Source organism: Streptomyces sp. NPDC046465, assembly GCF_040646035.1.
GTDB lineage: Bacteria > Actinomycetota > Actinomycetes > Streptomycetales > Streptomycetaceae > Streptomyces.
Genome location: NZ_JBEYZK010000021.1, coordinates 36,392 through 61,087, shown reverse-complemented (window position 1 = coordinate 61,087; position 24,696 = coordinate 36,392). Strand labels below are relative to the sequence as shown.

Below are 24,696 nucleotides of genomic sequence, written 5' to 3'. Positions count from 1 at the left end.
GCAAAGCGCGCATTTCGGAGAATTACCGTGCGTAATACGGCCCATCGGCGAATGATCCACCCGATGCGCCACGCCGAAGATCGAGTTCCGGCCGTTAACCTTCGCCCGGTCGGGCAGACTCGAAGGGAACCCGACGCGGACCCGCACCCCTGATTCGTTGTCCTTACAGGGTGTCTTCGTGGGCCTTCGAGGGAACGTCCAGAGACCTCCGGGCAGACACGCCAGGGAACCTCCAGCGAAAGAGGGTGGACCGCGTGGATCGCTGCATCGTCCTGGTGGACGCCGGATATCTGCTCGGTGCCGCCGCGAGCCTCCTCGCCGGCGAACCGTCCAGGTCCCGGATCACCGTCGATCACACCGCCCTGATCCAGGGCCTTCGCGAGCGCGCGGAGTCGGACACCGAGCGCCCCCTGTTGCGTATCTACTGGTTCGACGGAGCCCCCGACCGGGTGCCGCAGCCCGAGCACCGGCGGCTGCGCGTCATGCCCCGGGTGACGGTCAGGCTCGGCGCCCTGACCCGCAGCGACGGCCGGTGGGCGCAGAAGGGCGTGGACGCCGCGATGCACGCCGAGCTGACCGAGCTGGCCCGCAACCGCGCCTGCTCCGACGTCGTGCTCGTCACCGGCGACGGCGACCTGCTGCCCGGCATGATGGCCGCCAAGGAGCACGGCGTCGCCGTCCACCTGTGGGCCGTGCAGGCCGCCGACGGCGACTACAACCAGTCCGAGGACCTGGTCGCCGAGGCCGACGAGCGGCGCGTCCTGGACCGGACCTGGATCACCAAGGCCGTCCGCCCCAAGGAGCTCACCGGCAGCTGCGCGCCGCCGCCCGTGCCGCGCCCCGAGATCGCCGCGATCCTCTCGGCGCCGCTGCCGGAGTCCGCGCTCGCCGCCGCCGCGCAGCACGCCGGGGCGGACGCCCCCGACCGGCACGCCGAACCCGCCGCCAACGGCCGCCAGGACGCCGAGCACCGCATCGCCACGGCCAAGGGCGTGCCCACCCCCAAGGACCTGGCCGCCCTGCGCGGCCCCGGCACCCAGGCCGCGCAGCACCCCACGAACGCCACGCTGCGCTGGTCCTCCGACAAGGGCTGGGTCGAGCGCCCCGGCGGCGCGGCGGAGGGCCCCGAGGCCGCCGCCCTGCCCACCCTCGCCCAGCTGACGACGGCCGAGCAGCGCTGGGCCGACCGCGAGGAGGACATCACCACCGTCGGCGGCGACCCCTTCGAGGTGGGGCAGGTGTTCGCACGGCGCTGGATGGCGCGCCTCCCCGAACAGCACAACCTGCAGAAGCTGTCGACGATGTACCCGCGCATCCCGCACCGCGTCGACGGGGAGCTGCTCCGCTACGCGGCACGGTTCGGCCTGCTCGCCCACAAGGACGACCAGATCGACGAGCACGACCGGTATGCGATCAGGGCGGGTTTCTGGCGGGAGATCGACGTGCGGACGGCCGCCGAGCACGCGCCCGCGGGGGACCGGGCCGGTGACTGATGCCGGGCGTACGGGGCGCCCCGGACGTCGCGCGTGCCCACCGACCCCGTAGGCTCGTCCTTCGTGAGTACGCGCCCGGCACCGGCAGTCCGACAGGGACTCCGTCAGGAACACGGCAACGACGCCGTCTGCGCGGTGCGCGACCTGGTGAAGACCTACCCGGCCGCCCGCGCCCGGCGCGGCAGGCCCGCGACCCCAGAGATCCGCGCCACCGACGGAATCCGCCTGACGGTGGAACGCGGCGAGATCTTCGGCCTGCTCGGCCCCAACGGTGCCGGCAAGTCCACCCTCGTACGCCAGCTGACCGGCCTGATGCGGCCCGACAGCGGGAGCGTCGAAATCCTCGGCCACGACATCGTGCGCCACCCCGAGCGGGCCGCCCGGCTCCTCGCCTACCTGGGCCAGGAGTCCACCGCCCTCGACGAGCTGACCGTGTCGCTCGCCGTCGAGACGACGGGACGGCTGCGCGGCCTCGACCTGCCGCAGGCCCGGACCGAGCGGGACGCGGTCCTCGCGGAGCTGGGTCTCACGCCCCTTGCCTCGCGGCCGCTGAAGAAGCTTTCCGGCGGGCAGCGGCGGCTCGCCTGCTTCGCCACCGCCCTTGTGGGGGAGCGGCCGCTGCTCGTCCTCGACGAGCCGACCACCGGCATGGACCCCGTCGCGCGCCGTGCCGTCTGGGCGGCGATCGACCGGCGGCGCGCCGAGCACGGCACGACGGTCGTGCTCGTCACCCACAACGTCATCGAGGCCGAGACCGTCCTCGACCGGGTCGCCGTCCTCGACCAGGGCAAGGTCATCGCCTGCGACAGCCCGGCCGGACTCAAGGAGCAGGTCGCCGACGAGGTCCGGGTGGAGCTCGTCTGGCGGGAGCGGGCGCCGCTGCACGTACCCGAGGTGGCCGCGCTCCGCGCGCTCGCCGCCGAGTCGGGCCGCCGGTGGTCCCTGCGTCTTGCGCCCGACGCGGCGCGGGCGGCCGTCGCCGCGGTGACCGGCGGGGCCGCCTTCGCCGCGCTCGACGACTTCACGCTGGCCACGCCCAGCCTGGAGGACGTCTATCTCGCGCTGGGCGGCAGCGGGCGGGGGCTGGTGAAATCGTGAGGGCTGACAGGTATCTGAGCAGGAGGGGCGTTCGGTGAGTGCGGTTCCCTTGGAGGCCGCCGTGCGGGCCGACAGTGCCCGGACGGAGCAGGAGGCCGGTGGGCCCGCGCCCCTCGGCCCGCCGGCCCGGCTGTTCCCGGCGCTCTCGGCCGTGTACCGGGCCCAGCTGTCCCGGGCCCGGGTCGCCCGGATACCGCTGCTGTTCGTGGCGACGTTCCAGTCCGTCGGGATCATGATCCTGATGCGGGGCGTCGTCGACGGGGGCGGCGAGGCGCGGGCCGTGGTCGCGGGATCCTCCGTGCTCGTCGTCGCGTTCGTCGCGCTCAACCTGCTCGCGCAGTACTTCGGGCAGCTCCGCTCCGACGGCGGCCTCGACCACTACGCCACGCTGCCGGTGCCGCCCGCCGCCGTGGTCCTCGGCGCCGCCGCCGCGTACGCCTCCTTCACGGTGCCCGGCACCTTCGTCACGGCGATCGTCGGCTGTGGACTCTTCGGCCTGCCGCTCACCCACCTGTGGGTGCTCCTCGCGGTGATCCCGCTGGCCGGTGCCGCGCTCGCGGGGCTCGGCGCGGCCCTCGGCCTGCTCGCGCCCCGGCCCGAACTGGCCACGCTCCTGGGCCAGATGGGCATGTCGGCGGCGCTGCTGCTCGGTGTGCTCCCGGCCGACCGGATGCCCACGGTGTTGCAGTGGGCGCGGGATCTGCTGCCCTCGACGTACGGCGTGGAGGCCTTCGCCCGTACGTTCGGGCCGGATCCGGACTGGGCCGTCGTCGCGCTCGACCTGGCGGTCTGCGCGGGGGTCGGCGTGGTCTCGCTCGCCGTCGCGACGTGGGCGTTCCGCCGGGCGGCCGTCCGGTGACGCGGTGCACAGGGACTGCTGGCACGATGTGAGGGTGACCGCACCGCTGACACCCTCCCAACCGCCGCACGACCGATCCCCGTACGACCCCTGGCAGGCAGCCGCGCAGCCGTCGGGAGCGACGTCTCCTCACGGATACGAGGAGGACGGTCCCGGCATGAAGACCGAAGTGCGGCAGTCCGCAGTGATCCTGGTCGTGGTGGCCGTCAGCGGCCTGCTGCTCGGCGCGCTGTGGATGTGGCTGGCGCCCCGCGTGCCGCTCATCTCCGACGGCAAGACGGTGTACCTGAAGGACACCGAGGGCGAGCAGGCGATGGGCGTGGACGGAACGTTCACGCTGCTCGCGCTCGGCTTCGGCGTCGTCTGCGGCGTCATCGTGTTCCTGCTGCACCGGCGCGGCGGCATCCCCCTGGTGGCCGGGCTTGCCCTCGGCAGCCTGCTGGGCGCGCTGCTCGCCTGGAAGGCCGGTATCTGGCTCGGCCCCGAGACGGACGTCGTGAAGCACGCCAAGGCCGTCGGCACGGGCGTGGTCTTCGACGCGCCACTCGAACTCAAGGCCAAGGGCACGCTCCTCGCCTGGCCGGTGGCCGCGCTGGCCGTGCACCTCGGCCTGACGGGCCTGTTCGGCCCCCGGGACCCGGAGCCGTATCCGGCGCCAGTGGCGTACGCGGGTCCCAGGGACGACGAAGCCACCGGCCGTCTCTGATCGGACGGGCCCCTACGCGGGGCGCTTCCCGTGGTTGGCCTTGCGCTTCTTCGCCCGCCATTTCCGCATGCGCGTCTTCTTCGACATGCCCTCGGTACTAGTCCCGGGCGGGACACGTGTCGAGGGCACTTTCGCGTCGTAGGCGAGGCCGGGCGCGGGCCCGGCTACGTCCGGCCGATCGGCGCCAGCACCGCGCCGGTGAGTGCAGCCAGGTCGCCCGGCGCCAGCTCGACCTCCAGGCCGCGGCGGCCCGCCGAGACGCAGATCGTGGCGTGCGCCGACGCCGAGTCGTCCAGGACCGTGCGCAGCTTCTTGCGCTGGCCGAGCGGTGAGATGCCGCCCCGTACGTACCCCGTGGTGCGCTCGGCGGCCGCCGGGTCCGCCAGCACGGCACGCTTGCCGGAGACCGCGGCGGCCAGCGCCTTCAGGTCGAGGGAGCCCGCGACGGGGACGACGGCCACGGTGAGCTCGCCGTCGACCTCGGCGACCAGCGTCTTGAAGACCCGGTCGGGGGAGACGCCCATGGCCTCGGCCGCCTCCTCGCCGTACGAGGGGTGGGCCGGGTCGTGCTCGTAGGCGTGCACGGTGAAAGCGGTGCCCGCCGCGGTGAGCGCCACCGTCGCGGGCGTGCCCCCCGCCTGCTGCTTCTTCTGTTTCTTCGCCAAGGTGCTCGGGCCTTACGTCAGTTCAGGCTGGTCGTCCCGCGCGTGAGGTCCGTCGCGGGCAGGGACGGCAGGTTACGGATGATCGCGGTCTCGGAGCGCAGCAGCTTCAGCTCGTCCCGCAGCCGCGAGACGGCGTCCGGGGCCTCCAGGAGCCGCTGCTTGGTGACGGTGTCGAGGACGGCCGCCGCGGCCACCAGGTACGAGACGACGGAGGGGTCGTCGGGCAGCTCGGCGCCCGTCGACAGCGAGCGCTCCCGCGCCCCGGCCAGCCGTTTCTGGTAGGAGCGGAAGGCCCGCAGGACCCCCTCGGCCAGCGTGCCCGCGCCCTCGCCGAGTTCCTCGGGCACCTCCTCGACCTCCGCGGTGAGGAAGGCGCCCGAGGTGTCGACGGAGTGGATCCGTACCCGGCTCGTACCGGTCGCGAGGACCTCGAAGCCGCCGTCGTCGCGCTCCCTGATGGTCGCCGCGTCCGCCACACAGCCCATGGTGTGGAAGGCTTTCAGCGGGTCGTCCCCGAAGCCCGCGGCGGGGCCGTGCTCGGGCAGCGCCGTCGGGTCGGGGAGGCCGGGCGCGCTCGGCGCCACCTCCAGGCCGTCGCGGATCGCGACGACGGCGAATTGGCGCTGTTCGTCCTCCGAGGTCTTGAGCAGCTCGCGCATCATGGCGCGATATCGCTCCTCGAAGACGTTCAGGGGCAGCACGAGGCCGGGGAACAGCACCGAGTTGAGCGGAAAGAGCGGAAGCCGGGTGGTCACGACCGGCAAGCCTAATGGTCGCCGGAGCGGCTCGGTCCGCGCGGCGGGCGCAGCGGTGTCTTCGACGCCACTTCGATGCGTACGCCGTCGCGCAGCTCCAGGAACTGCCCCAGTGGGTCGTCGGCCATCCGGTCCCACGGGAAGGACGTCGCGTACGGCCCGATCAGGCGCAGCTGCGCCAGCGCGTCGTCCCAGCGCTCCAGGCGGGTCAGCACGTACGTGAGCAGGTTGCGGACCTCGGCGGGCCACGGGTCCCCGGCCCTGTACTCGTGCGACAGGGCGATCGCGAGGTCCGCCGCCGCGTCGAGCCGCTCGCGCGGCACCTTGCCCGAGGGGCTGGTGAGGTAGGCGAAGGCGGCCCGCGCGGGCAGCACCTGGATCAGCGATCCGGGCAGCGCGTCGGCGGCGGCGCGCTCGGCGAAGTCGAAGCACTCGCGGTGCGAGCCGTACCAGGCGGCCGACAGGTACTGCAGGGCGGAGGCGTGGCAGCCGTAGTGGTACGAGGAGCGGCGCACCGCCTCCTCCCACAGCCGCTCGAAGACGGTGTGCGGGGCGTGGGTGCCGCGGGCGTGGTCGAGGGCGATCCGCCAGGGCACCGGGTCGCGCGGGGCGGCCTCGGCCGCGGCGGTGAGCAGTGGGCCCATCTCGCGAAGGAGCTCGGCGCGGGCGGGCGACTCCCAGCCGCGCACGACCGCGAGCTCGGCCTTGACGAGCAGGGCGTCGGGGTCGTGCGGGGAGGCGCTCAGCCAGTCGTCGAACCACTCGGGGCGGGAGCGGGCGAACGCGGCGAGCCGGGTGGTGTAGCGGTCGCGGTTCTCCCACTCGGCGGCCTCGCGGGTGGTGGCGAGGACCTTCGAGGCCGGGCCGTAGTCACCGCGTCCGGCGGCGACCAGGGCGGGGGCGAGCCGCTCGTCGGGCACGTCGAGGAGCACCTCGTCGTCCGGCGGCAGCCCGGCGGCGAGCCGCGGGGTGTGCCGGACCATGCGGGCGGTACGGATGAAGGCACGCAGCACCGTGCCCTCCTTTACGCCTCAACCGGCGCCGCTCGCGCGGGCCCGCCGGTCACCGTCGTGGTTGCTCGTTTGTTGGTCGCTGGGATGACGGTCCACGGGCGGGGATGGTTGCCCGGCGTCGCGTAACGGTTCGGCCGCCGGGGGCTCTCAGTTGCGGCGCAGGAGCCGGGTGGCGCCCGCCGCCACGGTCGTGGCCAGGACCCAGCCGAGCAGGATCAGCACGGTCGAGAACCACTGCCAGCCGCCGTTCAGCTGCCAGTAGGTGTCCTGGCCGAGGTTGATGACGGGCAGCAGCAGGTCGAGGGAGAACAGGGCCGGGTCCCAGTTCGGGTGCTCGCCCGGTTTGATCGCGGGGTGCTCGGCGCGCGAGAACGCCACCGCGCTGATTGCCCACAGCACGGCCATCCAGACGGCGGCCCGGCCGGGCCGGTAGCCGTAGGCGACGGTCCAGTCCTGGGCGTACCCCCACAGCTTCGCCGCGAGGGGCAGCGTCTCGCGGCGCCGGCGCTGCTTGGCGAGGAGGACCTCGCGGGCGTCCGCGTCCTCGCCGCCGTTGCGCAGGACGGTGGCCAGTTTCTCGTACGGCTCGGGGTTGTACTCGGCCGTCGCCGCCGCCACCCAGCTGAGGCGCCGGGCGAGCGGGAAGGTGCCCTGCGGCACGAGGTTCTCGTACGAGAATCCGCCCATCTGGAGGCTGCCGGGTCCCGGCCAGCTCGACGCCCGGTCGATGAGGTTGACGACCTTGCAGCCGGAGAGCACGACCTTCCCGCGCTGCGGCGCCTCGCCGAGGAAGCGGAGCTCGGGCGTCTGGACGCGGCGCAGCGAGAGCTCCTGGTCGCTGTGGAGCGTGAAGCGGGCCTGTGCGAAGTCGATGGCGTCGCCGAAGCGGCCGTCGTCGAGGCGGATGCCGCCCTCGCACTCGAAGTGCTGCACGCGGGTGCCGCGGGCCGGTGTCGTGCCGCTGGTCTGCGGCGGATTGCCGACGGCCGCCGGGGTCAGGTACAGGGTGCGCTCGACGGTCAGCTGCGGGGCGTTGAGGGCGTGCCGCCCGTACTGGTTGATGAGCTTGCTGCCGCGCAGGCTGAGCGAGACGCCGATCTTCGCGCCGCGCAGACTCAGCTCGCCGTGCGACTCCATCATCTCGGCCTGCAGGTCCTGCCCGACGGTGAGGCCGTCGCCGGTGATGGAGTGGCTGCGCCGGTCGCGGTAGACCACGGCCTGGTTGAGGAGCAGGTCGGTACCGATGTGCGCGTCGGTGAGGCGGATGCCGTTGTGGATCCGGCAGCGCGGCAGGTGCAGGTCGCCCTCGGTGTGCAGCCGGGCGGCCTCGACGCGCGGGATCGAGCAGTCGACGAGCCGCAGCGTGGCGAAGCGGGCCTCGGGCAGCAGCACCTCCTTCTCGAAGCGGCAGTGCTTCAGCTCGGTGTACGGGGTGATCGTGCCGCCCGCGAGATCGAGCACGTCGGTGATCTGCACGCCCGCCAGCTTCAGCGAGGAGACCCGGCCCGCGAGGGCGGGCGGCCCGTCGAGCAGCAGCCAGCAGACGATGCGCGCCCGCACGCTGCGCTCGGGGCCCCAAGGGTGTCCGCCGTGCGGATCGTCGACGGCGGGATCGCCGGACCTGAGGTCGTAGACGCTGCCGTTGCGGAAGGCCTGCCACATGCCGATCTCCGCGGCGGTCAGCCCGTCCGGCGGATCCCCGGTGCCGGCGTCGTCGACCACTGCTGTTGCCCTCCGCTCTGGGTGCACGTCCCTCGCACACCTGTTTCATGCCCGCTCTGTGACCGGCTGAACGCTAGTGGTGAACGCCGTCTTCCGGGGTTCATATCAGCCAGTGATACGGGCGACCGGAGCCGAAAGAAGGTCTGAGAGAATTGGCCATGTGATCTCTCGAATCGACCTGCGCGGCGATGCCCTCACGGAGTTTCCGTCCGGGTCCGCCCTTCGCGCCCTGCTGCCCCGTGCCGACTTCGACGTCGCGGCCGCCCTGGAGAAGGTGCGGCCCATCTGCGAGGACGTGCATCATCGTGGCGACGCGGCGCTGATCGAGTACGCGGAGAAGTTCGACGGCGTACGCCTGGACCAGGTCCGGGTCCCCGCGGCCGCCCTCGCCGACGCCCTCGCCGGGCTCGACCCGGTCGTGCGCGCGGCCCTGGAGGAGTCGATCCGCCGCGCCCGCGCCGTCCACCGCGAGCAGCGCCGCGCCCCGCACACCACACACGTCGCGCCGGGCGGCACGGTCACCGAGAAGTGGGTGCCCGTCGAGCGCGTCGGGCTCTACGCACCGGGCGGCCGGTCCGTCTACCCCTCGTCCGTGATCATGAACGCGGTCCCGGCGCAGGAGGCGGGCGTCGAATCGATGGCGCTGGCGTCCCCGCCGCAGGCCGACTTCGGCGGCCTTCCGCACCCGACGATTCTGGCGGCTTGCGCGCTCCTCGGCATCGACGAGGTGTACGCGGTCGGCGGCGCCCAGGCCGTCGCGATGTTCGCGTACGGCACCGAGACCTGCGTCCCGGCCAACATGGTCACGGGCCCCGGCAACATCTGGGTCGCCGCCGCCAAGCGGTACTTCACCGGGCGCATCGGCATCGACACCGAGGCGGGCCCGACCGAGATCGCGGTCCTCGCCGACGACACCGCCGACGCCGCGCACGTCGCGGCCGACCTGATCAGCCAGGCCGAGCACGACCCGCTCGCCGCCGCCGTCCTGGTCACCGACTCCATCGCCCTGGCCGACGCCGTCGCCAAGGAGCTGGCGCCGCAGGTCGCCGCGACCAAGCACGTCGAGGACCGGATCGTCCCCGCGCTCAGCGGGCGCCAGTCCGCGATCGTCCTGGTCGACGGCCTGGCCGAGGGCCTCAAGGTCGTCGACGCGTACGGCGCCGAGCACCTGGAGATCCAGACCGCGGACGCCGCCGCCGTGGCGCAGCTCGTGAAGAACGCGGGCGCGATCTTCGTCGGCCCGTGGTCGCCCGTCTCCCTCGGCGACTACTGCGCGGGCTCCAACCACGTCCTTCCGACCGGCGGCTGCGCCTGCCACTCCTCGGGCCTGTCCGTCCAGTCGTTCCTGCGCGGCATCCACATCGTGGACTACTCCCGCGAGGCCCTCGCGGACGTCGCCCACCACGTGGTGACGCTCGCCGAGGCGGAGGACCTGCCTGCGCACGGTGCGGCGGTCAAGGCAAGGTTCGGATGGAAGGTGCCCGGCCAGTGAGCGCACCCGTGACCCGCATCGACGACCTCCCCGTACGCGACGAACTGCGCGGCAAGTCCCCCTACGGCGCGCCCCAGCTCGACGTACCCGTACGCCTCAACACCAACGAGAACCCGTACCCGCTGCCCGAGCCGCTCGTCGAGCGCATCGCCGAGCGGGTGCGCGAGACGGCCCGCGACCTCAACCGCTACCCCGACCGGGACGCGGTCGAGCTGCGCACCGAGCTCGCGCGCTACCTCACCCGCACCGGCGGCCACGAGGTCACCCTCGCCCATGTCTGGGCGGCCAACGGCTCGAACGAAGTCATCCAGCAGCTCCTGCAGACCTTCGGCGGGCCCGGCCGTACGGCCATCGGGTTCGAGCCCTCGTACTCGATGCACGGCCTCATCGCCCGGGGAACCGGCACCGGCTGGATCTCGGGACCGCGCCACGACGACTTCACGATCGACGTCGACGCGGCCACCCGGGCCATCGCCGAGCACCGGCCCGACGTCGTCTTCATCACCACGCCCAACAACCCCACGGGCAACGCCGTCTCCGGCGACACGGTCCTCGCGCTCTACGAAGCCGCCCAGGCCGCGAAGCCGTCGATGGTGGTCGTGGACGAGGCGTACGTCGAGTTCAGCCACGGCGACTCGCTGCTCCCGCTGATCGAGGGGCGGCCGAACCTCGTCGTCTCCCGCACCATGTCGAAGGCGTTCGGCGCGGCCGGGCTGCGCCTCGGCTATCTCGCCGCCGACCCGGCGGTCGTCGACGCCGTACAGCTCGTACGCCTGCCGTACCACCTGTCGGCCGTCACCCAGGCCACCGCCCTTGCCGCCCTGGAGCACACCGACACGCTCCTGAAGTACGTGGAGCAGCTCAAGGCCGAGCGCGACCGCCTCGTCACCGAGCTGCGCGCGGCGGGGTACGAAGTGACCGACTCCGACGCCAACTTCGTGCAGTTCGGGCGGTTCGCCGACGCGCACGAGGTGTGGCAGAAGATCCTCGACCGGGGTGTTCTCGTGCGGGACAACGGCGTGCCGGGATGGCTGCGCGTGTCCACAGGAACCCCCGACGAAAACGACGCGTTCCTCGATGCGGTACGCGAACTGAAGAAGGAGCGAATCGCATGACTCGCGTTGGGCGCGTTGGAAGAATCGAAAGAACCACGAAGGAGACCTCCGTCGTCGTCGAGATCGACCTCGACGGCACCGGAAAGGTCGACGTGTCGACCGGGGTCGGCTTCTACGACCACATGCTCGACCAGCTCGGCCGCCACGGCCTCTTCGACCTCACGGTCAAGACCGAGGGCGACCTGCACATCGACACCCACCACACCATCGAGGACACCGCGCTCGCGCTCGGCGCCGCCTTCAAGCAGGCGCTCGGCGACAAGGTGGGCATCTACCGCTTCGGCAACTGCACTGTCCCGCTCGACGAGTCCCTCGCCCAGGTGACGGTCGACCTCTCGGGGCGCCCGTACCTCGTGCACACCGAGCCCGAGACCATGGCGCCGATGATCGGCACGTACGACACGACGATGACCCGGCACATCCTGGAGTCCTTCGTCGCGCAGGCGCAGATCGCCCTGCACGTCCACGTGCCGTACGGGCGCAACGCCCACCACATCGTGGAGTGCCAGTTCAAGGCGCTGGCCCGCGCGCTGCGTTACGCGTCCGAGCACGACCCGCGCGCCGCCGGGATCCTCCCCTCCACGAAGGGCGCGCTGTAAAGCCATGACCGGTCTCAACACCATCCTCATCGTCGTCGGCCTCTTCCTGCTCGGCGGCATCATCTCCTTCGTCAAGCAGGGCATGCCGAAGAGCCTGATCACGCTGCTCTCCATCGGCGCCGCGATGTGCCTGGTGGCGGGCATCATGCGGCTCGACTACTGGAACTGACGGGAGGCGGCACCGATATGAGCACTCCCAAGAAGGTCGTCGTCTTCGACTACGGCTTCGGCAACGTCCGGTCCGCCGAGCGCGCCCTCGCGCGCGCGGGAGCCGACGTAGAGATCACCCGCGACTACGACACGGCCATGAACGCCGACGGCCTGCTCGTGCCCGGCGTCGGCGCCTTCGCCGCCTGCATGAAGGGGCTCAAGGAGGCGCGCGGCGACTGGATCGTCGGGCGGCGCCTCGCCGGCGGCCGCCCCGTCATGGGCATCTGCGTGGGCATGCAGATCCTGTTCTCGCGCGGCATCGAGCACGGCGTCGAGACCGAGGGCCTGGACGAGTGGCCCGGCACGGTCGAGCCGCTGAAGGCCGAGATCGTGCCGCACATGGGCTGGAACACGGTCCAGGCGTCCGCCGGATCCCCGCTGTTCAAGGGCCTTGACGACGACGCCCGCTTCTACTTCGTGCACTCCTACGCCGTGCACGACTGGTCCCTCGAAGTGATCAACCCCCTGATGCGCGCCCCGTACGTGCACTGGACCACGCACGGCGAGCCCTTCGTGGCGGCCGTCGAGAACGGCGCGCTGTGCGCCACCCAGTTCCACCCCGAGAAGTCCGGCGACGCCGGCGCCCAGCTCCTCACCAACTGGATCGGAACCCTGTGAGCACTCTCGAACTCCTTCCCGCCGTCGACGTCCGCGACGGCCAGGCCGTACGCCTCGTCCACGGCGAGTCCGGCTCGGAGACCTCCTACGGCTCCCCGCTGGAGGCCGCCCTCGCCTGGCAGCGGTCGGGCGCCGAGTGGCTGCACCTGGTCGACCTGGACGCCGCGTTCGGCACCGGTGACAACCGCGAGCTGATCGCCGAGGTCGCGGGCGCGATGGACATCAAGGTCGAGCTGTCCGGCGGCATCCGCGACGACGCCTCGCTGGCCGCCGCCCTCGCCACCGGCTGCACCCGCGTCAACCTCGGCACGGCCGCCCTGGAGACCCCGGAGTGGGTCGCCAAGGTCATCGCCGAGTACGGCGACAAGATCGCGGTCGGCCTCGACGTGCGCGGCACGACGCTGCGCGGCCGGGGCTGGACCCGCGACGGCGGCGACCTCTACGAGACCCTGGCGCGCCTCGACTCCGAGGGCTGCGCGCGGTACGTGGTCACCGACATCGCCAAGGACGGCACGCTGCAGGGCCCGAACCTGGAGCTCCTGAAGAACGTCTGCGCGGCGACGGACCGCTCCGTGGTCGCCTCTGGCGGTGTCTCGTCCCTGGACGACCTGCGCGCCATCGCCGAGCTCGTACCGCTCGGCGTCGAGGGCTCGATCGTCGGCAAGGCGCTGTACGCGAAGGCGTTCACCCTCGAGGAGGCCCTCGCGGCGGTGGCGTCGTCATGAGTGACGCCGTGCGCAGGGTGAGCTCGGGCGGGCCCTGGGAGGACACCATCGGCTACTCCCGCGCCGTCGAGCTGCCGAACGGGCTGGTCCTGGTCTCCGGCTGCACGTCCGTGGTGAACGGCGTCATAGACGCGGGCACCCCGTACGAGCAGGCGATGAACGCCTTCCAGACCGCGATCGACGCCCTGAAGAAGCTGGGCCTCGGCCGCGAGCACGTCGTCCGCACCCGGATGTACCTCACGCACGCGCGGGACGTCGAGGAGGTGGGCCGCGCCCACAAGGAGCTCTTCGACGAGGTGCGCCCCGCCGCCTCCATGCTGATCGTCTCCGGCTTCGTCGACCCCAGCCTGGTCGTCGAGGTCGAGGTCGAGGCGTACCGGGGAGGTGCCGCATGACGCTCGCGGTCCGCGTCATCCCCTGCCTGGACGTCGACAACGGCAGGGTCGTCAAGGGCGTCAACTTCCAGAACCTGCGCGACGCGGGCGACCCCGTCGAGATGGCCAAGGTGTACGACGCCGAGGGCGCCGACGAGCTGACCTTCCTCGACATCACCGCGTCGTCCGGCGACCGCGAGACCACGTACGACGTGGTCCGCCGCACCGCCGAGCAGGTCTTCATCCCGCTCACGGTGGGCGGCGGCGTGCGCACCGCCGAGGACGTCGACAAGCTGCTGCGGGCCGGTGCCGACAAGGTGGGCGTGAACACGGCCGCCATCGCCCGCCCGGAGCTGATCCGCGAGATCGCCGAGCGGTTCGGCCGCCAGGTGCTCGTGCTCTCGGTCGACGCGCGGCGGACGCCGTCCGGCTCCTTCGAGGTGACGACCCACGGCGGGCGGAGGTCCGCCGGGATCGACGCCGTCGAATGGGCGCACCGGGCGGCCGAGCTCGGCGCCGGGGAGATCCTGCTCAACTCGATGGACGCCGACGGCACGAAGGACGGCTACGACATCGAGATGATCGAAGCGGTGCGGGGGCACGTCACGGTGCCGGTCATCGCCTCCGGCGGCGCGGGCAGGCTCGGCCACTTCCCGCCGGCCGTCGGGGCGGGCGCGGACGCGGTCCTCGCCGCGTCGGTCTTCCACTTCGGCGACCTGCGGATCGGCGAGGTCAAGGGGACGCTGCGGGAGGCCGGGTACCCGGTCAGGTAGTACGGAGTCTGTAGTACGGAGTCTGTAGTACGGAGTCTGTAGTACGGAGTTCAGCTGCCGCCACGGCTTGCGGGCCGTGGCGGCATTCTCTTGCCCAGATGCGAAGGATCTGTTGCACAATTTTTATTCCGCAATTTATGTTGCGCAACTTTCCTTTCGTATCTACCGTGAGCGTATGGAGAACCGCCGCCGCATCACCGACCTCGGCACCCTCAAGGCCTTCGGGCACCCGCTGCGCATGAAGCTGTACAGCGCCCTGCGCGTGGCGGGCCCCGCGACCGCCTCGCAGCTCGCCGCGCAGGTCGACGAGGCCGTCTCGCTGGTCAGCTACCACCTGCGCAAGCTCGCGGAACACGGCCTCATCGAGGAGGCGCGGGCGCGCAGCGAGGACGCGCGGGAGCGCTGGTGGCAGGCCGCGCAGGACACCCTGAGCTTCCGGCACGAGGACTTCAAGGACTCACCGGAAGGCGCGGCCGCCCACGCGGCCGTCATCCGCGGCCTGATCGCCCACCGCAAGGAGCAGTACGAGACCTACCTAGACCAGCAGGCGGCCTGGGGCGAGCAGTGGCGCACAGCCGCGGACCAGTCGGACTTCCTCGCCCGGCTGAACCCGGCCGAACTCACCCGGCTCAACGCCGAGATCCACGCACTGATCAAGACGTACGAGGAACGGGGCAAGGCCGCCGAGGCGGCGGGCGACACCGAGGGCCGCGAGAACGTCGCCTTCCACCTGGCCAGCTTCCCCTTCCGGCCCTGAGACCTGCGGAGAGCCGCCCCATGACCGCCGCGATATCCACCCCGCTCGCGCCCGACCGCCCCGCCCACCGCGACGGCAACGTCCTGCGCTGGCTGAGCGCCTACACCGCCTCGATGGTCGGCGACGGCATCTACTTCATCGCCCTCTCCTGGGCCGCCGCCCGCAGCGGCAGCCCCGGGCAGGCGGGCCTGGTCCTCGCCGTCGGCGCCGTCCCCCGCGCCGCCCTCATGCTCGGCGGGGGAGTCGTCGCCGACCGCTTCGGGCCGCGCCGCGTGGTCATCGGGAGCGACGCGGTGCGCTGCGCGGTGCTGCTCGCCGCCGCCGCGCTGCTCCTCGTGACCACACCAGGGGTCTGGCTCCTCGCCGCCCTCGCGCTGGTCTTCGGCTCCGTCGACGCCCTCTTCCTGCCGAGCGTCGGCGCGCTGCCGCCGCGCATCACCCGCCGCGAGCAGCTGGGCCGGGTACAGGGCATGCGCGCGCTCGCCCAGCGGATCGCCACGGTGGCCGCGGCGCCCCTGGGCGGCCTCGCGGTGGCGCTCGGCGGCTCGGCGGGCGCGTTCGGTGTTGCGGGCGGCCTCTTCGCCCTCTCCCTGGTGCTCCTCATGGCCGTACGCCTGCGCCCGCTGCCCGCCGACGAGGAGGCGGTACGCGACGGCTCGGCCCGGCACCGCCTCGGCGACGGGCTGCGGTACATCCGCGGCCACCGCGTGCTCGCCCCGCTGCTCCTCGTGTCAGCGGTGATGGAACTCGGCTTCGCGGGCCCCGCCAACATCGGCCTGGTACTGCTCGCCGACGAGCGCGGCTGGGGCGCCACCGGAATGGGGTGGATCGTCGCGGGCTTCGGCACCGGCGCCGGACTCTCCGCGCTGCTGCTCGCCGTGCGCGGGCGGATACCGCGGGCCGGGGCGGTGCAGGCCCTGGGCGTCATGGCGGGCGCGGTCGCCCTGGCCGGGATCGGCTACGCGCCCTCGGTCGCGGCGGCCACCGCGGCCGGGCTCTGCGTCGGCCTGTGCACCGGGCTCGGCGGCGCCCTGATCGGCGCGCTGACGCAGACCGTCACGGACCCCGCCTACCTCGGCCGCGTCACCTCCGTGGCCGCCCTCTTCAGCCTGGGCATGGCCCCGCTCTGCTACCCGGTCGTCGGCGCCGCGATCGGCACGTGGGGCATCGAGCCGGTGTACACGGCCTGCGCGGCGCTGAGCGCGGCGGGCGGCGTCATCGGCCTCTGCACACCTGCTCTGCGCCGCGCCGAACTCCCGTAACCGCAGATCGGGTTCAGAGGTCGGAGGGCCGGGTCAGAGCCCCAGCTGCTGCGTATCGTGCAGCGTGGCGATCGCCGCCTTGTCGCCCTCGACGGCGACATCGGCGACATCCTGCCGGTTGTACGCGAACATCAGCAGCTCCGAAGGCTCGCCGGTCACCGTCACCACCGGCGTACCCCGGTGCGCCACCGCCGTCCGGCCGTCCGGGCGGCGCAGCACGAGCCCCACCGGCGCCTTGCGGCCCACAAGGCGGGCCGTGCGCTCCAGACGGGACCACAGGGTCTCCGCGAAGACCGGGTCGAGCTCGCGCGGCGTCCAGCCGGGCCGCGCCCGGCGCACGTCCTCGGTGTGGATGTAGAACTCGACGACGTTCGACGCCTCGTCGATCTGCTTGAGGGAGAAGGGCGAGAACCGCGGCGGCCCCGTTCTGATCAGCTGGATCAGCTCGTCGTACGGCTTCGCGGCGAACTCGCCCTGCACCCGCTCCAGGCGCCCCGCCAACTGCTTGACCAGGAGCCCGCCCGCCGCGTCCGCCCGGCGCTCGCGCACCACGACGTGGGCCGCCAGGTCACGGGTCCGCCAGCCCTCGCACAGGGTGGGGGCCTCGGGGCCCTCCGCCTCCAACAGATCGGCGAGGAGGAGTCGTTCACGCTTCGCATGGGTCGACATGTCAGCCAGCCTACGGCCGAGCCGCCGGTCCGCCCAGTGGACGGCCGTCGGAAGGCCCGCCGACGGGCGGCACAATAGGCCCATGACCAGCGTCCCGCCGCCCAGCAGCAACCTCGCCCCGGAGATCGCCGCGCGCCTCAGGCGCAGCGCCGACGGCCTCGTCCCCGCCATCGCCCAGCAGTACGACACCGGTGAGGTGCTGATGCTCGGCTGGATGGACGACGAGGCGCTGCACCGCACCCTCACCACGGGCCGCTGCACCTACTGGTCCCGCAGCCGCCAGGAGTACTGGGTCAAGGGCGACACCTCCGGGCACTTCCAGTACGTCAAGGAGGTCGCGCTCGACTGCGACGCGGACACCGTCCTCGTCCAGGTCGACCAGGTCGGCGCCGCCTGCCACACGGGCACCCGCACCTGCTTCGACACCGACGTGCTGCCCGTGACGCCCGTGCCCGTGACGCCCGCACCCGGTCAGTAGGGTCTGCTGCCATGGACCTCGAGACCTTCCGCAAGCTGGCGGCCGACCGCCGTGTGATCCCCGTCAGCCGCAAGCTCCTCGCGGACGGCGACACCCCCGTCGGCCTCTACCGCAAACTCACCGCGGAACGCCCCGGCACCTTCCTCCTGGAGTCCGCCGAGAACGGCCGCTCCTGGTCCCGCTACTCCTTCGTCGGCGTCCGCAGCGCCGCCGCCCTCACCGTCCGCGACGGCGAGGCCCACTGGCTGGGCACCCCGCCCGTCGGCGTCCCCACCTCGGGCGACCCGCTCGAAGCGCTGCGCGCCACCGTCGGCATACTGCACACCCCGCGCGACGTGGCCGGCGCCGAGAGCCTGCCGCCCTTCACCGGCGGCATGGTCGGCTACCTCGGCTACGACATCGTGCGCCGCCTGGAGAAGATCGGCCCCGGTGAACGGGACGACCTGCACCTTCCCGAGCTGACCATGCTCCTCACCAGCGACCTCGCCGTCCTCGACCACTGGGACGGCTCGGTCCTGCTGATCGCCAACGCGATCAACCACAACGACCTCGACACCGGAGTCGACGAGGCCTACGCCGACGCCGTGGCCCGCCTCGACGTCATGGAGGCCGACCTCTCCCGGCCGCTCTCCCAGCCCCCGGCCGCCCTGCCGCCCTCCGAGCTCCCCGAGTACACCGCCCTGTGGGGCGGCCCCCAGTACCAGGACGCCGTCGAGGACATCAAGGAGCGCATCCGGGCCGGCGAGGCCTTCCAGGTCGTGCCCTCGCAGCGGTTCGAGACGCCGTGCACGGCGAGCGCCCTCGACGTCTACCGCGTACTGCGGGCCACCAACCCCTCGCCGTACATGTACCTGTTCCGCTTCGACGGGTTCGACGTCGCGGGCTCCAGCCCCGAGGCCCTCGTCAAGGTCGAGGACGGGCGCGCCATGGTCCACCCCATCGCCGGGACCCGGCACCGCGGCGCGACGCCGCAGGAGGACCAGGCGCTCGCCGAGGAACTGCTCGCCGACCCCAAGGAGCGCGCCGAGCACCTGATGCTCGTCGACCTGGGCCGCAACGACCTGGGCAGGGTCTGCGAGCCCGGCTCCGTCGAGGTCGTCGACTTCATGTCCATCGAGAAGTACTCCCACGTCATGCACATCGTGTCGACGGTCACCGGACGGGTCGCCGACGACCGCACCGCCTTCGACGTGCTCACCGCCTGCTTCCCCGCGGGCACCCTCTCGGGCGCCCCCAAGCCCCGCGCGATGCAGATCATCGACGAGTTGGAGCCGTCGCGCCGCGGCCTCTACGGCGGCTGCGTCGGCTACCTCGACTTCGCGGGCGACTCCGACACCGCCATCGCCATCCGCACCGCCCTGCTCCGCGACGGCACGGCATACGTGCAGGCCGGAGCCGGGGTCGTCGCCGACTCCGACCCCGTCGCCGAGGACACCGAGTGCCGCAACAAGGCCGCCGCGGTGCTGCGCGCCATCCACACGGCGAACCGGCTGCACGACAGTTCGGGTCGTGAGGGATAGTGGACAGGTGACTTCTGCCGTACCTCCGCCCCGTACCGAGGCCGCGCCCGAGAGCAGGGCCCAGCGCAGCAGCAGACGCAGCATCGCCGTCGCGCTGCTGCTCGGCGCTGTCGGCGCCGCCCTCGCGCTGCTCGCGTCCCGCCAGGCCTGGGCCCACGGCACCGCGTCGGTGGCCGGTGGCGAGCTGCCGCTGACCGCCAGGGGCAGCGACGTCACGGGCGTGCCCGCGGCCCTCGCGATAGTGGGCCTCGCCGCCCTCGTCGCGGTCTTCGCGGTCCGCCGCGCCGGGCGCTTCCTGGTCTCCCTGCTGCTCACGCTGAGCGGCGCCGGCATCGTGGCCGCGGCCCTGCTCGGCGCCGACGACAGCGGCGCACTCGACGAGAAGGCCGCGACGGCCGCGGGCAACACCGCCGCCACCGTCGGCGACCTGAGCCACACCGGCTGGCCCTACGCGGCGGCGGCCGCGGGCGCGCTGATCCTGCTCGCAGGGCTGCTCGCGCTCACCTACGGCCGCTCCTGGCCCGCCATGTCCGGGCGGTACGAACGCGACGGCACCCCGACCCCCCGCAAGGCACGCCGGGCCGTCGACCCGGAGCGGCCCGAGGAGCTGTGGAAGGCCCTCGACCGCGGCGAGGACCCGACGCACGAGAGGTGACGCGAGTACGGGACAATGGCCGCGAGCGTCCGACTCGCGGTGGGTCTCGGCATCCATCACCACGCATACGGCTACAAGGAGCAAAGACAATGGCGGGCAGCAACCACGGACACGGGCACACCCCGGCCGCCTGGACCGGTTCCATCATCAGCTTCATCGGTTTCTGTGTCGCGGGCGCCTTCATGGTGCTGGCCAACGTCCCCGGTTTCTGGGTCGGCATGGCCGTCATCGCCATCGGCGGCCTCGTGGGCGGCGCCATGCGCCTCGCGGGCCTGGGCAGCGAGCCGAGGCGTGCGCACCGCCAGGTCGCGGGCTCCCAGAGCTGACCCTCGCCGACAAGAGGCGGACCGGCAGGCGCCGGGGCCGCCTCTTTCGTGTGCCTGGCCCTTCCGTGTATCCGGGCCCGGGTGCCCGGCCGGGCCGCCCGGCGACGCGCCCGGACGCGCGGCAGAATGCACGGGTGACCGCCGAACCCCGGAGCGCCGCGCCCGCCGTCCTGACCCGCCTGCTCGTACCGGCCGGCGTGCTCGCCTCGGTCGCCGCCGCCTTCGCCTACGTCGGCGCCGTCGACCCGAACGAACCCGGCCACTATCCCGCGTGCCCCCTGCTGCGCCTCACCGGCGTCTACTGCCCGGGCTGCGGCGGCCTGCGCAGTGCCCACGCCTTCGTCCACGGCGATCTCACGGCGGCCCTCGGCGCCAACGCGCTCGCCGTCGCCGGGTACGGCCTCTTCGCCGTGGTGTGGACCGTGTGGGCCGTCAGGACGGTGCGCGGGCGGCCCTCGCGGATCGAGCTCGGACCGGTGCAGCTGTGGGGGGCGGGCCTGCTGGTCGCGATCTTCACCCTCGTACGCAATCTGCCGTTCGGGTCATGGTTGCACCCGTGAAACCGCAGGCCGCAGCCGTGCCGACTGTCCAGGTCGTGGGACGGGCGTCAACCGGATGCGAGGGCTTCGCCCTCCTGCGGATACCATCGCAGTGACCAGCTTGAACGTCAGCTCAACCGTCAGGGAAGGGGGCCGCTCGCGTGAGTGTGCTCGACGAGATCATCGACGGAGTCCGTGCCGACCTCGCGGAGCGGCAGGCGCGCGTCAGCCTCGACGAGCTCAAGGAGCGCGCGGCCAAGGCTCCCGCGGTCAGGGACGGCGCCGCGGCCCTGCGCGGCGACGGCGTCAAGGTCATCTGCGAAGTGAAGCGCTCCAGCCCCTCCAAGGGCGCGCTCGCCGCGATCGCCGACCCCGCAGGCCTCGCCGCCGACTACGAGGCGGGCGGCGCCGCCGTCATCTCCGTGCTCACCGAGGAGCGCCGCTTCGGCGGTTCGCTCGCCGACCTGGAGGCCGTCCGGGCCAAGGTCGACATCCCGGTGCTCCGCAAGGACTTCATCGTCACCTCGTACCAGCTGTGGGAGGCCAGGGCCTACGGCGCCGACCTCGCGCTGCTGATCGTGGCCGCCCTGGAGCAGCCCGCCCTCGAGTCCCTCATCGAGCGCGCCGAATCGATCGGCCTCACGCCGATCGTCGAGGTGCACGACGAGGACGAGGCCGAGCGCGCCGTGGACGCGGGCGCCCGGGTGATCGGCGTCAACAACCGTGACCTCAAGACCCTCAAGGTCGACCGCTCCACCTTCGAGCGCATCGCGCCGGAGCTGCCGGACAGCGTCGTCAAGATCGCCGAGTCCGGGGTGCGCGGGCCGCACGACCTGATCGCCTTCGCGAACGCGGGCGCCGACGCGGTGCTCGTGGGCGAGTCCCTCGTCACCGGGCGCGACCCGAAGTCCGCGGTCTCCGACCTGGTCGCCGCGGGCGCCCACCCTGCCCTGCGCCACGGACGGAGCTGACCCCGCCCCATGGCCATCTCCGCCCGCCTCGCCCCCGGCTGCCGCCCCCGCGGCTGCCGGGCGCCCGCGCGGCGCGTGCGGGGCAGGCGGGTGCGGTACCACATCGGCGCGGAGCCGGGCCAGATCCCCGGGATGCGATGGCGACGGCGCCCTGAGCGCCGACTGAGCTGAGGCGCGCCCCTTCAGGGGCGCGGGGAACTGCGCGACCAGCCCGAACCGGGCCGCAGGCGCGACAGGCCCGTGACCAGCTACGGCGCCAAGGCGTATTCATGTCAAACGTCATCGCCAGCCCTGACAAGGATCCCGCATGCCCAGCGACTACTTCATTCCCGACCCGGAGGGTCAAGTCCCCAGCGCCGAAGGCTACTTCGGCGCGTTCGGCGGCACGTTCATTCCGGAGGCCCTCGTCGCCGCCGTGGACGAGGTCGCCGTCGAGTACGAGAAGGCCAAGAGCGACCCCGCCTTCGCCGCCGAGTTGGACGACCTGCTCGTCCACTACACGGGGCGGCCCAGCAGCCTCACCGAGGTTCCCCGTTTCGCCGAGCACGCAGGCGGCGCCCGGGTCTTCCTCAAGCGCGAGGACCTCAACCACACCGGCTCGCACAAGATCAACAACGTGCTCGGCCAGGCCCTGCTCACCAAGCGCATGGGCAAGACCCGCGTCATCGCCGAGACCGGCGCGGGCCAGCACGGCGTCGCCACGGCCACCGCGTGCGCGCTCTTCGGCCTCGAATGCACCATCTACATGGGTGAGATCGACACCGAGCGCCAGGCCCTGAACGTGGCCCGGATGCGGATGCTCGGCGCCGAGGTCATCGCCGTCAAGTCCGGCAGCCGGACCCTCAAGGACGCCATCAACGAGGCGTTCCGCGACTGGGTCGCCAACGTGGACCGCACCCACTACCTGTTCGGCACCGTCGCGGGCCCGCACCCCTTCCCCGCCATGGTCCGCGACTTCCACCGCGTCATCGGCGTCGAGGCCAGGCGGCAGATCCTGGAGCGCGCAGGGCGCCTGCCCGACGCGGCCGTCGCCTGCGTCGGCGGCGGCTCCAACGCCATCGGCCTCTTCCACGCCTTCATCCCGGACGCCGACGTCCGCCTCATCGGCTGCGAGCCCGCCGGGCACGGCATCGAGACCGGCGAGCACGCGGCCACGCTGACCGCGGGCGAGCCCGGCATCCTGCACGGCTCGCGGTCGTACGTCCTCCAGGACGAGGAGGGCCAGATCACCGAGCCCTACTCGATCTCGGCCGGACTCGACTACCCCGGCATCGGCCCCGAGCACGCTTACCTCAAGGACAGCGGCCGCGGCGAGTACCGCGCCGTCACCGACGACGCGGCCATGCAGGCCCTGCGCCTGCTCTCGCGCACCGAGGGCATCATCCCGGCCATCGAGAGCGCCCACGCCCTCGCCGGTGCGCTCGACGTCGGCAAGGAGCTCGGCAAGGACGGCCTGATCGTCGTCAACCTCTCCGGGCGCGGCGACAAGGACATGGACACGGCCGCGCGCTACTTCGGCCTGTACGACACGGACGCCGCCGTCGAGGCGGACGCGGCAGCCACCGCGGAGATCGAGGGGGACGCCAAGTGAGCGGCAACATCCGGCTGTTGGACGACACGCTCGCGGCAGCGAAGGCCGAGGGCAGGGCCGCCCTCATCGCCTACCTGCCCGCGGGCTTCCCCACCGTCGACGGCGGCATCGCGGCGATCAAGGCCGTCTTCGACGGCGGCGCCGACGTGGTCGAGGTCGGCCTGCCGCACTCCGACCCGGTGCTCGACGGCCCGGTCATCCAGACCGCCGACGACATCGCGCTCAAGGCGGGCCTGAAGATCGCCGACGTGCTGCGCACCGTCCGCGAGGCCCACGAGGCGACCGGCAAGCCGGTGCTCGTCATGACGTACTGGAACCCGATCGACCGCTACGGCGTGGAGCGCTTCACCGCCGAGCTCGCCGAGGCGGGCGGCGCGGGCTGCATCCTGCCCGACCTGCCCGTCCAGGAGTCCGCACTCTGGCGGGAGCACGCCGACAAGCACGGTCTCGCGACCGTCTTCGTCGTCGCGCCGAGCAGCAAGGACGAGCGGCTCGCCACCATCACGGCGGCGGGCTCCGGCTTCGTCTACGCGGCGTCGCTGATGGGCGTCACCGGAACCCGTGCCTCGGTCGGCGAGCAGGCGCAGGAGCTGGTGCGGCGCACCAAGGCCACCACCGCACTGCCGGTCTGCGTCGGCCTCGGCGTCTCCAACGCCCGGCAGGCCGCCGAGGTCGCGGGCTTCGCCGACGGCGTGATCGTCGGTTCCGCCTTCGTGCAGCGCATGCTCGACGCCCCGGACGAGGCCGCGGGGCTGGCCGCCGTGCGCACCCTCGCCGCCGATCTCGCGAACGGCGTACGCGGCAAGGCGTAACCCGTACGGGTGGACATGGGACCGGGGAGGCACGCTCGTGCCTCCCCGGTTCGTTGGCGGGGTGTGAGCGAGAAGAACCGTGAGGGAAAACGATCGGCCCGCGACCGGATGGCCGAAGAGCGAGAGCGGCAGAAGGCCCGCGACAAGCAGCGCAGAGCGCTGATCGTGGGCGCCGCCGTGGTCGGGGTCCTGGGCCTCGCCGCCGTGGTGGGGCTGCTCGCCGCCAATTCGGGCGACGACAAGAGCGACGCGTCGGGGCCGACGGTCGTCCCGAAGGGGGCGACCGGCAAGGACCAACTGGCGCTTCCCGCGGGCAAGGACAGCGCCAAGCCGACCCTCACCGTCTGGGAGGACTTCCGCTGCCCGGCCTGCAAGCAGTTCGAGGACGGCTTCCGCTCGACGATCCACGAGCTCACCGACAAGGGACAGCTCAAGGTCGAGTACCACCTCGCCACGCTCATCGACCGGAACCTCGGCGGCAGCGGCTCGCTGCGCGCCGCCAACGCCGCGGGCTGCGCCCAGGACGCGGGCAAGTTCCCGCCGTTCCACGACGTGCTGTACAAGAACCAGCCCGCCGAGGCCGACGACGCCTTCAGCAAGAACGGCAAGCTGATCGAGCTCGCCGGTGAGGTCGACGGCCTCGTCACGGACTCCTTCAAGAAGTGCGTCGAGGACGGCACGCACGACAGCTGGGTCGGCAAGTCCAACCAGGCGTTCCAGGACGCGAAGCTGCGGGGCACCCCCACCGTGCGGCTCGACGGCAAGGACATCTTCGGCGACCAGCAGAACCCGCTGACGCCCCAGAAGCTGACGAAGATGGTGCAAGAGGCGAACCGGAGCTGACGCCCGGGGGGCGCGGGGGCGGTGGTCCTGTTATGGATACGTAGCCGGACCGGTTG

28 protein-coding genes are annotated in these 24,696 nt (G+C 72.6%); 23 read left to right on the top strand and 5 right to left on the bottom strand.

Going from position 1 to position 24,696, the window contains the following annotated elements:
- The first annotated feature begins 254 nt into the window (after window positions 1–254).
- From ABZ953_RS29515 to ABZ953_RS29500, 4 genes are all read left to right on the top strand, one after another.
- Window positions 255–1,493: an NYN domain-containing protein gene (locus ABZ953_RS29515; protein WP_361729911.1), complete on the top strand. Its 1,239-nt coding sequence runs from the start codon at window positions 255–257 to the stop codon at window positions 1,491–1,493.
- Between the two features lie 63 nt (window positions 1,494–1,556).
- A complete protein-coding gene (locus ABZ953_RS29510) occupies window positions 1,557–2,591 on the top strand; it encodes an ABC transporter ATP-binding protein (RefSeq protein ID WP_361729908.1) in 1,035 nt (344 codons plus the stop codon).
- A 61-nt stretch (window positions 2,592–2,652) separates the two neighbouring features.
- A complete protein-coding gene (locus tag ABZ953_RS29505) occupies window positions 2,653–3,450 on the top strand; it encodes an ABC transporter permease (RefSeq protein WP_361730157.1) in 798 nt (265 codons plus the stop codon).
- Between the two features lie 34 nt (window positions 3,451–3,484).
- Window positions 3,485–4,156, top strand: coding sequence for a DUF2567 domain-containing protein (locus ABZ953_RS29500; protein WP_361729905.1), 672 nt, complete (start codon window positions 3,485–3,487; stop codon window positions 4,154–4,156).
- Between the two features lie 164 nt (window positions 4,157–4,320).
- On the opposite strand, the gene ybaK is transcribed toward ABZ953_RS29500, so the two are convergent.
- From ybaK to ABZ953_RS29480, 4 genes are all read right to left on the bottom strand, one after another.
- A complete protein-coding gene (ybaK, locus tag ABZ953_RS29495; RefSeq protein WP_361729902.1) occupies window positions 4,321–4,821 on the bottom strand; it encodes a Cys-tRNA(Pro) deacylase in 501 nt (166 codons plus the stop codon).
- A 17-nt stretch (window positions 4,822–4,838) separates the two neighbouring features.
- Window positions 4,839–5,585, bottom strand: coding sequence for an LON peptidase substrate-binding domain-containing protein (locus tag ABZ953_RS29490; protein WP_361729899.1), 747 nt, complete (start codon window positions 5,583–5,585; stop codon window positions 4,839–4,841).
- Between the two features lie 2 nt (window positions 5,586–5,587).
- On the bottom strand, window positions 5,588–6,559 hold the full coding sequence (locus ABZ953_RS29485; protein ID WP_361730154.1) for a hypothetical protein: 972 nt from the start codon (window positions 6,557–6,559) through the stop codon (window positions 5,588–5,590).
- Window positions 6,560–6,736: 177 nt separating this feature from the next.
- On the bottom strand, window positions 6,737–8,251 hold the full coding sequence (locus tag ABZ953_RS29480) for an oxidoreductase (RefSeq protein ID WP_361730151.1): 1,515 nt from the start codon (window positions 8,249–8,251) through the stop codon (window positions 6,737–6,739).
- 220 nt (window positions 8,252–8,471) lie between these two features.
- Between ABZ953_RS29480 and hisD the strand changes: the two genes are divergently transcribed.
- From hisD to ABZ953_RS29430, 10 genes are all read left to right on the top strand, one after another.
- Window positions 8,472–9,803: a histidinol dehydrogenase gene (hisD, locus tag ABZ953_RS29475; RefSeq protein WP_361729896.1), complete on the top strand. Its 1,332-nt coding sequence runs from the start codon at window positions 8,472–8,474 to the stop codon at window positions 9,801–9,803.
- Window positions 9,804–9,811: 8 nt separating this feature from the next.
- A complete protein-coding gene (locus ABZ953_RS29470; protein ID WP_361730149.1) occupies window positions 9,812–10,918 on the top strand; it encodes a histidinol-phosphate transaminase in 1,107 nt (368 codons plus the stop codon).
- A complete protein-coding gene (gene hisB, locus ABZ953_RS29465) occupies window positions 10,915–11,517 on the top strand; it encodes an imidazoleglycerol-phosphate dehydratase HisB (RefSeq protein WP_361729894.1) in 603 nt (200 codons plus the stop codon). The genes ABZ953_RS29470 and hisB overlap by 4 nt, the downstream gene beginning before the upstream one ends.
- A 4-nt stretch (window positions 11,518–11,521) precedes the next feature.
- A complete protein-coding gene (locus ABZ953_RS29460; protein WP_361729891.1) occupies window positions 11,522–11,686 on the top strand; it encodes a hypothetical protein in 165 nt (54 codons plus the stop codon).
- Between the two features lie 17 nt (window positions 11,687–11,703).
- Window positions 11,704–12,345 (top strand): imidazole glycerol phosphate synthase subunit HisH, encoded by a 642-nt coding sequence (gene hisH / locus ABZ953_RS29455; RefSeq protein WP_361729888.1) that lies wholly within the window; start codon window positions 11,704–11,706, stop codon window positions 12,343–12,345.
- Entirely contained in the window at window positions 12,342–13,070 is a 729-nt protein-coding gene (gene priA / locus ABZ953_RS29450; protein ID WP_361729885.1) for a bifunctional 1-(5-phosphoribosyl)-5-((5-phosphoribosylamino)methylideneamino)imidazole-4-carboxamide isomerase/phosphoribosylanthranilate isomerase PriA, read from the top strand. Before hisH ends, priA begins: the two co-directional genes overlap by 4 nt.
- Window positions 13,067–13,465 (top strand): RidA family protein, encoded by a 399-nt coding sequence (locus tag ABZ953_RS29445; protein ID WP_361729882.1) that lies wholly within the window; start codon window positions 13,067–13,069, stop codon window positions 13,463–13,465. The genes priA and ABZ953_RS29445 overlap by 4 nt, the downstream gene beginning before the upstream one ends.
- Entirely contained in the window at window positions 13,462–14,217 is a 756-nt protein-coding gene (gene hisF, locus ABZ953_RS29440; RefSeq protein WP_361729880.1) for an imidazole glycerol phosphate synthase subunit HisF, read from the top strand. Before ABZ953_RS29445 ends, hisF begins: the two co-directional genes overlap by 4 nt.
- Before the next feature lie 175 nt (window positions 14,218–14,392).
- The gene (locus tag ABZ953_RS29435) at window positions 14,393–14,974 is read left to right on the top strand and encodes a helix-turn-helix domain-containing protein (RefSeq protein WP_361729877.1); all 582 of its coding nucleotides are present in this window, start codon (window positions 14,393–14,395) and stop codon (window positions 14,972–14,974) included.
- Window positions 14,975–14,994: 20 nt separating this feature from the next.
- Entirely contained in the window at window positions 14,995–16,236 is a 1,242-nt protein-coding gene (locus tag ABZ953_RS29430; protein WP_361729874.1) for an MFS transporter, read from the top strand.
- Window positions 16,237–16,269: 33 nt separating this feature from the next.
- On the opposite strand, the gene ABZ953_RS29425 is transcribed toward ABZ953_RS29430, so the two are convergent.
- The gene (locus ABZ953_RS29425; RefSeq protein WP_361729871.1) at window positions 16,270–16,905 is read right to left on the bottom strand and encodes a TIGR03085 family metal-binding protein; all 636 of its coding nucleotides are present in this window, start codon (window positions 16,903–16,905) and stop codon (window positions 16,270–16,272) included.
- A gap of 82 nt (window positions 16,906–16,987) precedes the next feature.
- Here ABZ953_RS29425 and hisI point away from each other — a divergent pair, with 82 nt between their 5' ends.
- The 9 genes from hisI (at window position 16,988) to ABZ953_RS29380 (ending at window position 24,640) form a co-directional block, all read left to right on the top strand.
- Entirely contained in the window at window positions 16,988–17,383 is a 396-nt protein-coding gene (gene hisI / locus ABZ953_RS29420) for a phosphoribosyl-AMP cyclohydrolase (protein WP_361729868.1), read from the top strand.
- A gap of 11 nt (window positions 17,384–17,394) precedes the next feature.
- A complete protein-coding gene (locus tag ABZ953_RS29415) occupies window positions 17,395–18,903 on the top strand; it encodes an anthranilate synthase component I (RefSeq protein ID WP_361729866.1) in 1,509 nt (502 codons plus the stop codon).
- 7 nt (window positions 18,904–18,910) lie between these two features.
- Window positions 18,911–19,558 carry a TIGR02234 family membrane protein gene (locus tag ABZ953_RS29410; RefSeq protein WP_361729864.1) on the top strand — a complete coding sequence of 216 codons (648 nt, stop codon included), beginning with the start codon at window positions 18,911–18,913 and terminating at the stop codon, window positions 19,556–19,558.
- Between the two features lie 89 nt (window positions 19,559–19,647).
- On the top strand, window positions 19,648–19,884 hold the full coding sequence (locus tag ABZ953_RS29405; protein WP_361729861.1) for an HGxxPAAW family protein: 237 nt from the start codon (window positions 19,648–19,650) through the stop codon (window positions 19,882–19,884).
- Between the two features lie 134 nt (window positions 19,885–20,018).
- On the top strand, window positions 20,019–20,444 hold the full coding sequence (locus tag ABZ953_RS29400; RefSeq protein ID WP_361729858.1) for a DUF2752 domain-containing protein: 426 nt from the start codon (window positions 20,019–20,021) through the stop codon (window positions 20,442–20,444).
- A gap of 140 nt (window positions 20,445–20,584) precedes the next feature.
- Complete coding sequence (trpC, locus tag ABZ953_RS29395) at window positions 20,585–21,394, top strand: indole-3-glycerol phosphate synthase TrpC (protein ID WP_361729855.1); 810 nt, start codon at window positions 20,585–20,587, stop codon at window positions 21,392–21,394.
- A 307-nt stretch (window positions 21,395–21,701) separates the two neighbouring features.
- On the top strand, window positions 21,702–22,985 hold the full coding sequence (gene trpB / locus ABZ953_RS29390) for a tryptophan synthase subunit beta (RefSeq protein ID WP_361729852.1): 1,284 nt from the start codon (window positions 21,702–21,704) through the stop codon (window positions 22,983–22,985).
- Window positions 22,982–23,797: a tryptophan synthase subunit alpha gene (gene trpA, locus ABZ953_RS29385; protein WP_361729849.1), complete on the top strand. Its 816-nt coding sequence runs from the start codon at window positions 22,982–22,984 to the stop codon at window positions 23,795–23,797. Before trpB ends, trpA begins: the two co-directional genes overlap by 4 nt.
- 63 nt (window positions 23,798–23,860) lie before the next feature.
- Complete coding sequence (locus ABZ953_RS29380) at window positions 23,861–24,640, top strand: thioredoxin domain-containing protein (RefSeq protein ID WP_361729846.1); 780 nt, start codon at window positions 23,861–23,863, stop codon at window positions 24,638–24,640.
- Window positions 24,641–24,696 lie beyond the last annotated feature (56 nt).

Coding starts and splice junctions, on each gene's coding strand:
- ABZ953_RS29485 (WP_361730154.1), bottom strand. CDS start 6,559: ATGGTCCGGCACACCCCGCGGCTCGCCGCCGGGCTGCCGCCGGACGAC.
- ABZ953_RS29480 (WP_361730151.1), bottom strand. CDS start 8,251: ATGTGGCAGGCCTTCCGCAACGGCAGCGTCTACGACCTCAGGTCCGGC.
- hisB (WP_361729894.1), top strand. CDS start 10,915: ATGACTCGCGTTGGGCGCGTTGGAAGAATCGAAAGAACCACGAAGGAG.
- ABZ953_RS29460 (WP_361729891.1), top strand. CDS start 11,522: ATGACCGGTCTCAACACCATCCTCATCGTCGTCGGCCTCTTCCTGCTC.
- hisH (WP_361729888.1), top strand. CDS start 11,704: ATGAGCACTCCCAAGAAGGTCGTCGTCTTCGACTACGGCTTCGGCAAC.
- ABZ953_RS29445 (WP_361729882.1), top strand. CDS start 13,067: ATGAGTGACGCCGTGCGCAGGGTGAGCTCGGGCGGGCCCTGGGAGGAC.
- hisF (WP_361729880.1), top strand. CDS start 13,462: ATGACGCTCGCGGTCCGCGTCATCCCCTGCCTGGACGTCGACAACGGC.
- ABZ953_RS29435 (WP_361729877.1), top strand. CDS start 14,393: ATGGAGAACCGCCGCCGCATCACCGACCTCGGCACCCTCAAGGCCTTC.
- ABZ953_RS29430 (WP_361729874.1), top strand. CDS start 14,995: ATGACCGCCGCGATATCCACCCCGCTCGCGCCCGACCGCCCCGCCCAC.
- ABZ953_RS29425 (WP_361729871.1), bottom strand. CDS start 16,905: ATGTCGACCCATGCGAAGCGTGAACGACTCCTCCTCGCCGATCTGTTG.
- hisI (WP_361729868.1), top strand. CDS start 16,988: ATGACCAGCGTCCCGCCGCCCAGCAGCAACCTCGCCCCGGAGATCGCC.
- ABZ953_RS29415 (WP_361729866.1), top strand. CDS start 17,395: ATGGACCTCGAGACCTTCCGCAAGCTGGCGGCCGACCGCCGTGTGATC.
- ABZ953_RS29405 (WP_361729861.1), top strand. CDS start 19,648: ATGGCGGGCAGCAACCACGGACACGGGCACACCCCGGCCGCCTGGACC.
- trpB (WP_361729852.1), top strand. CDS start 21,702: ATGCCCAGCGACTACTTCATTCCCGACCCGGAGGGTCAAGTCCCCAGC.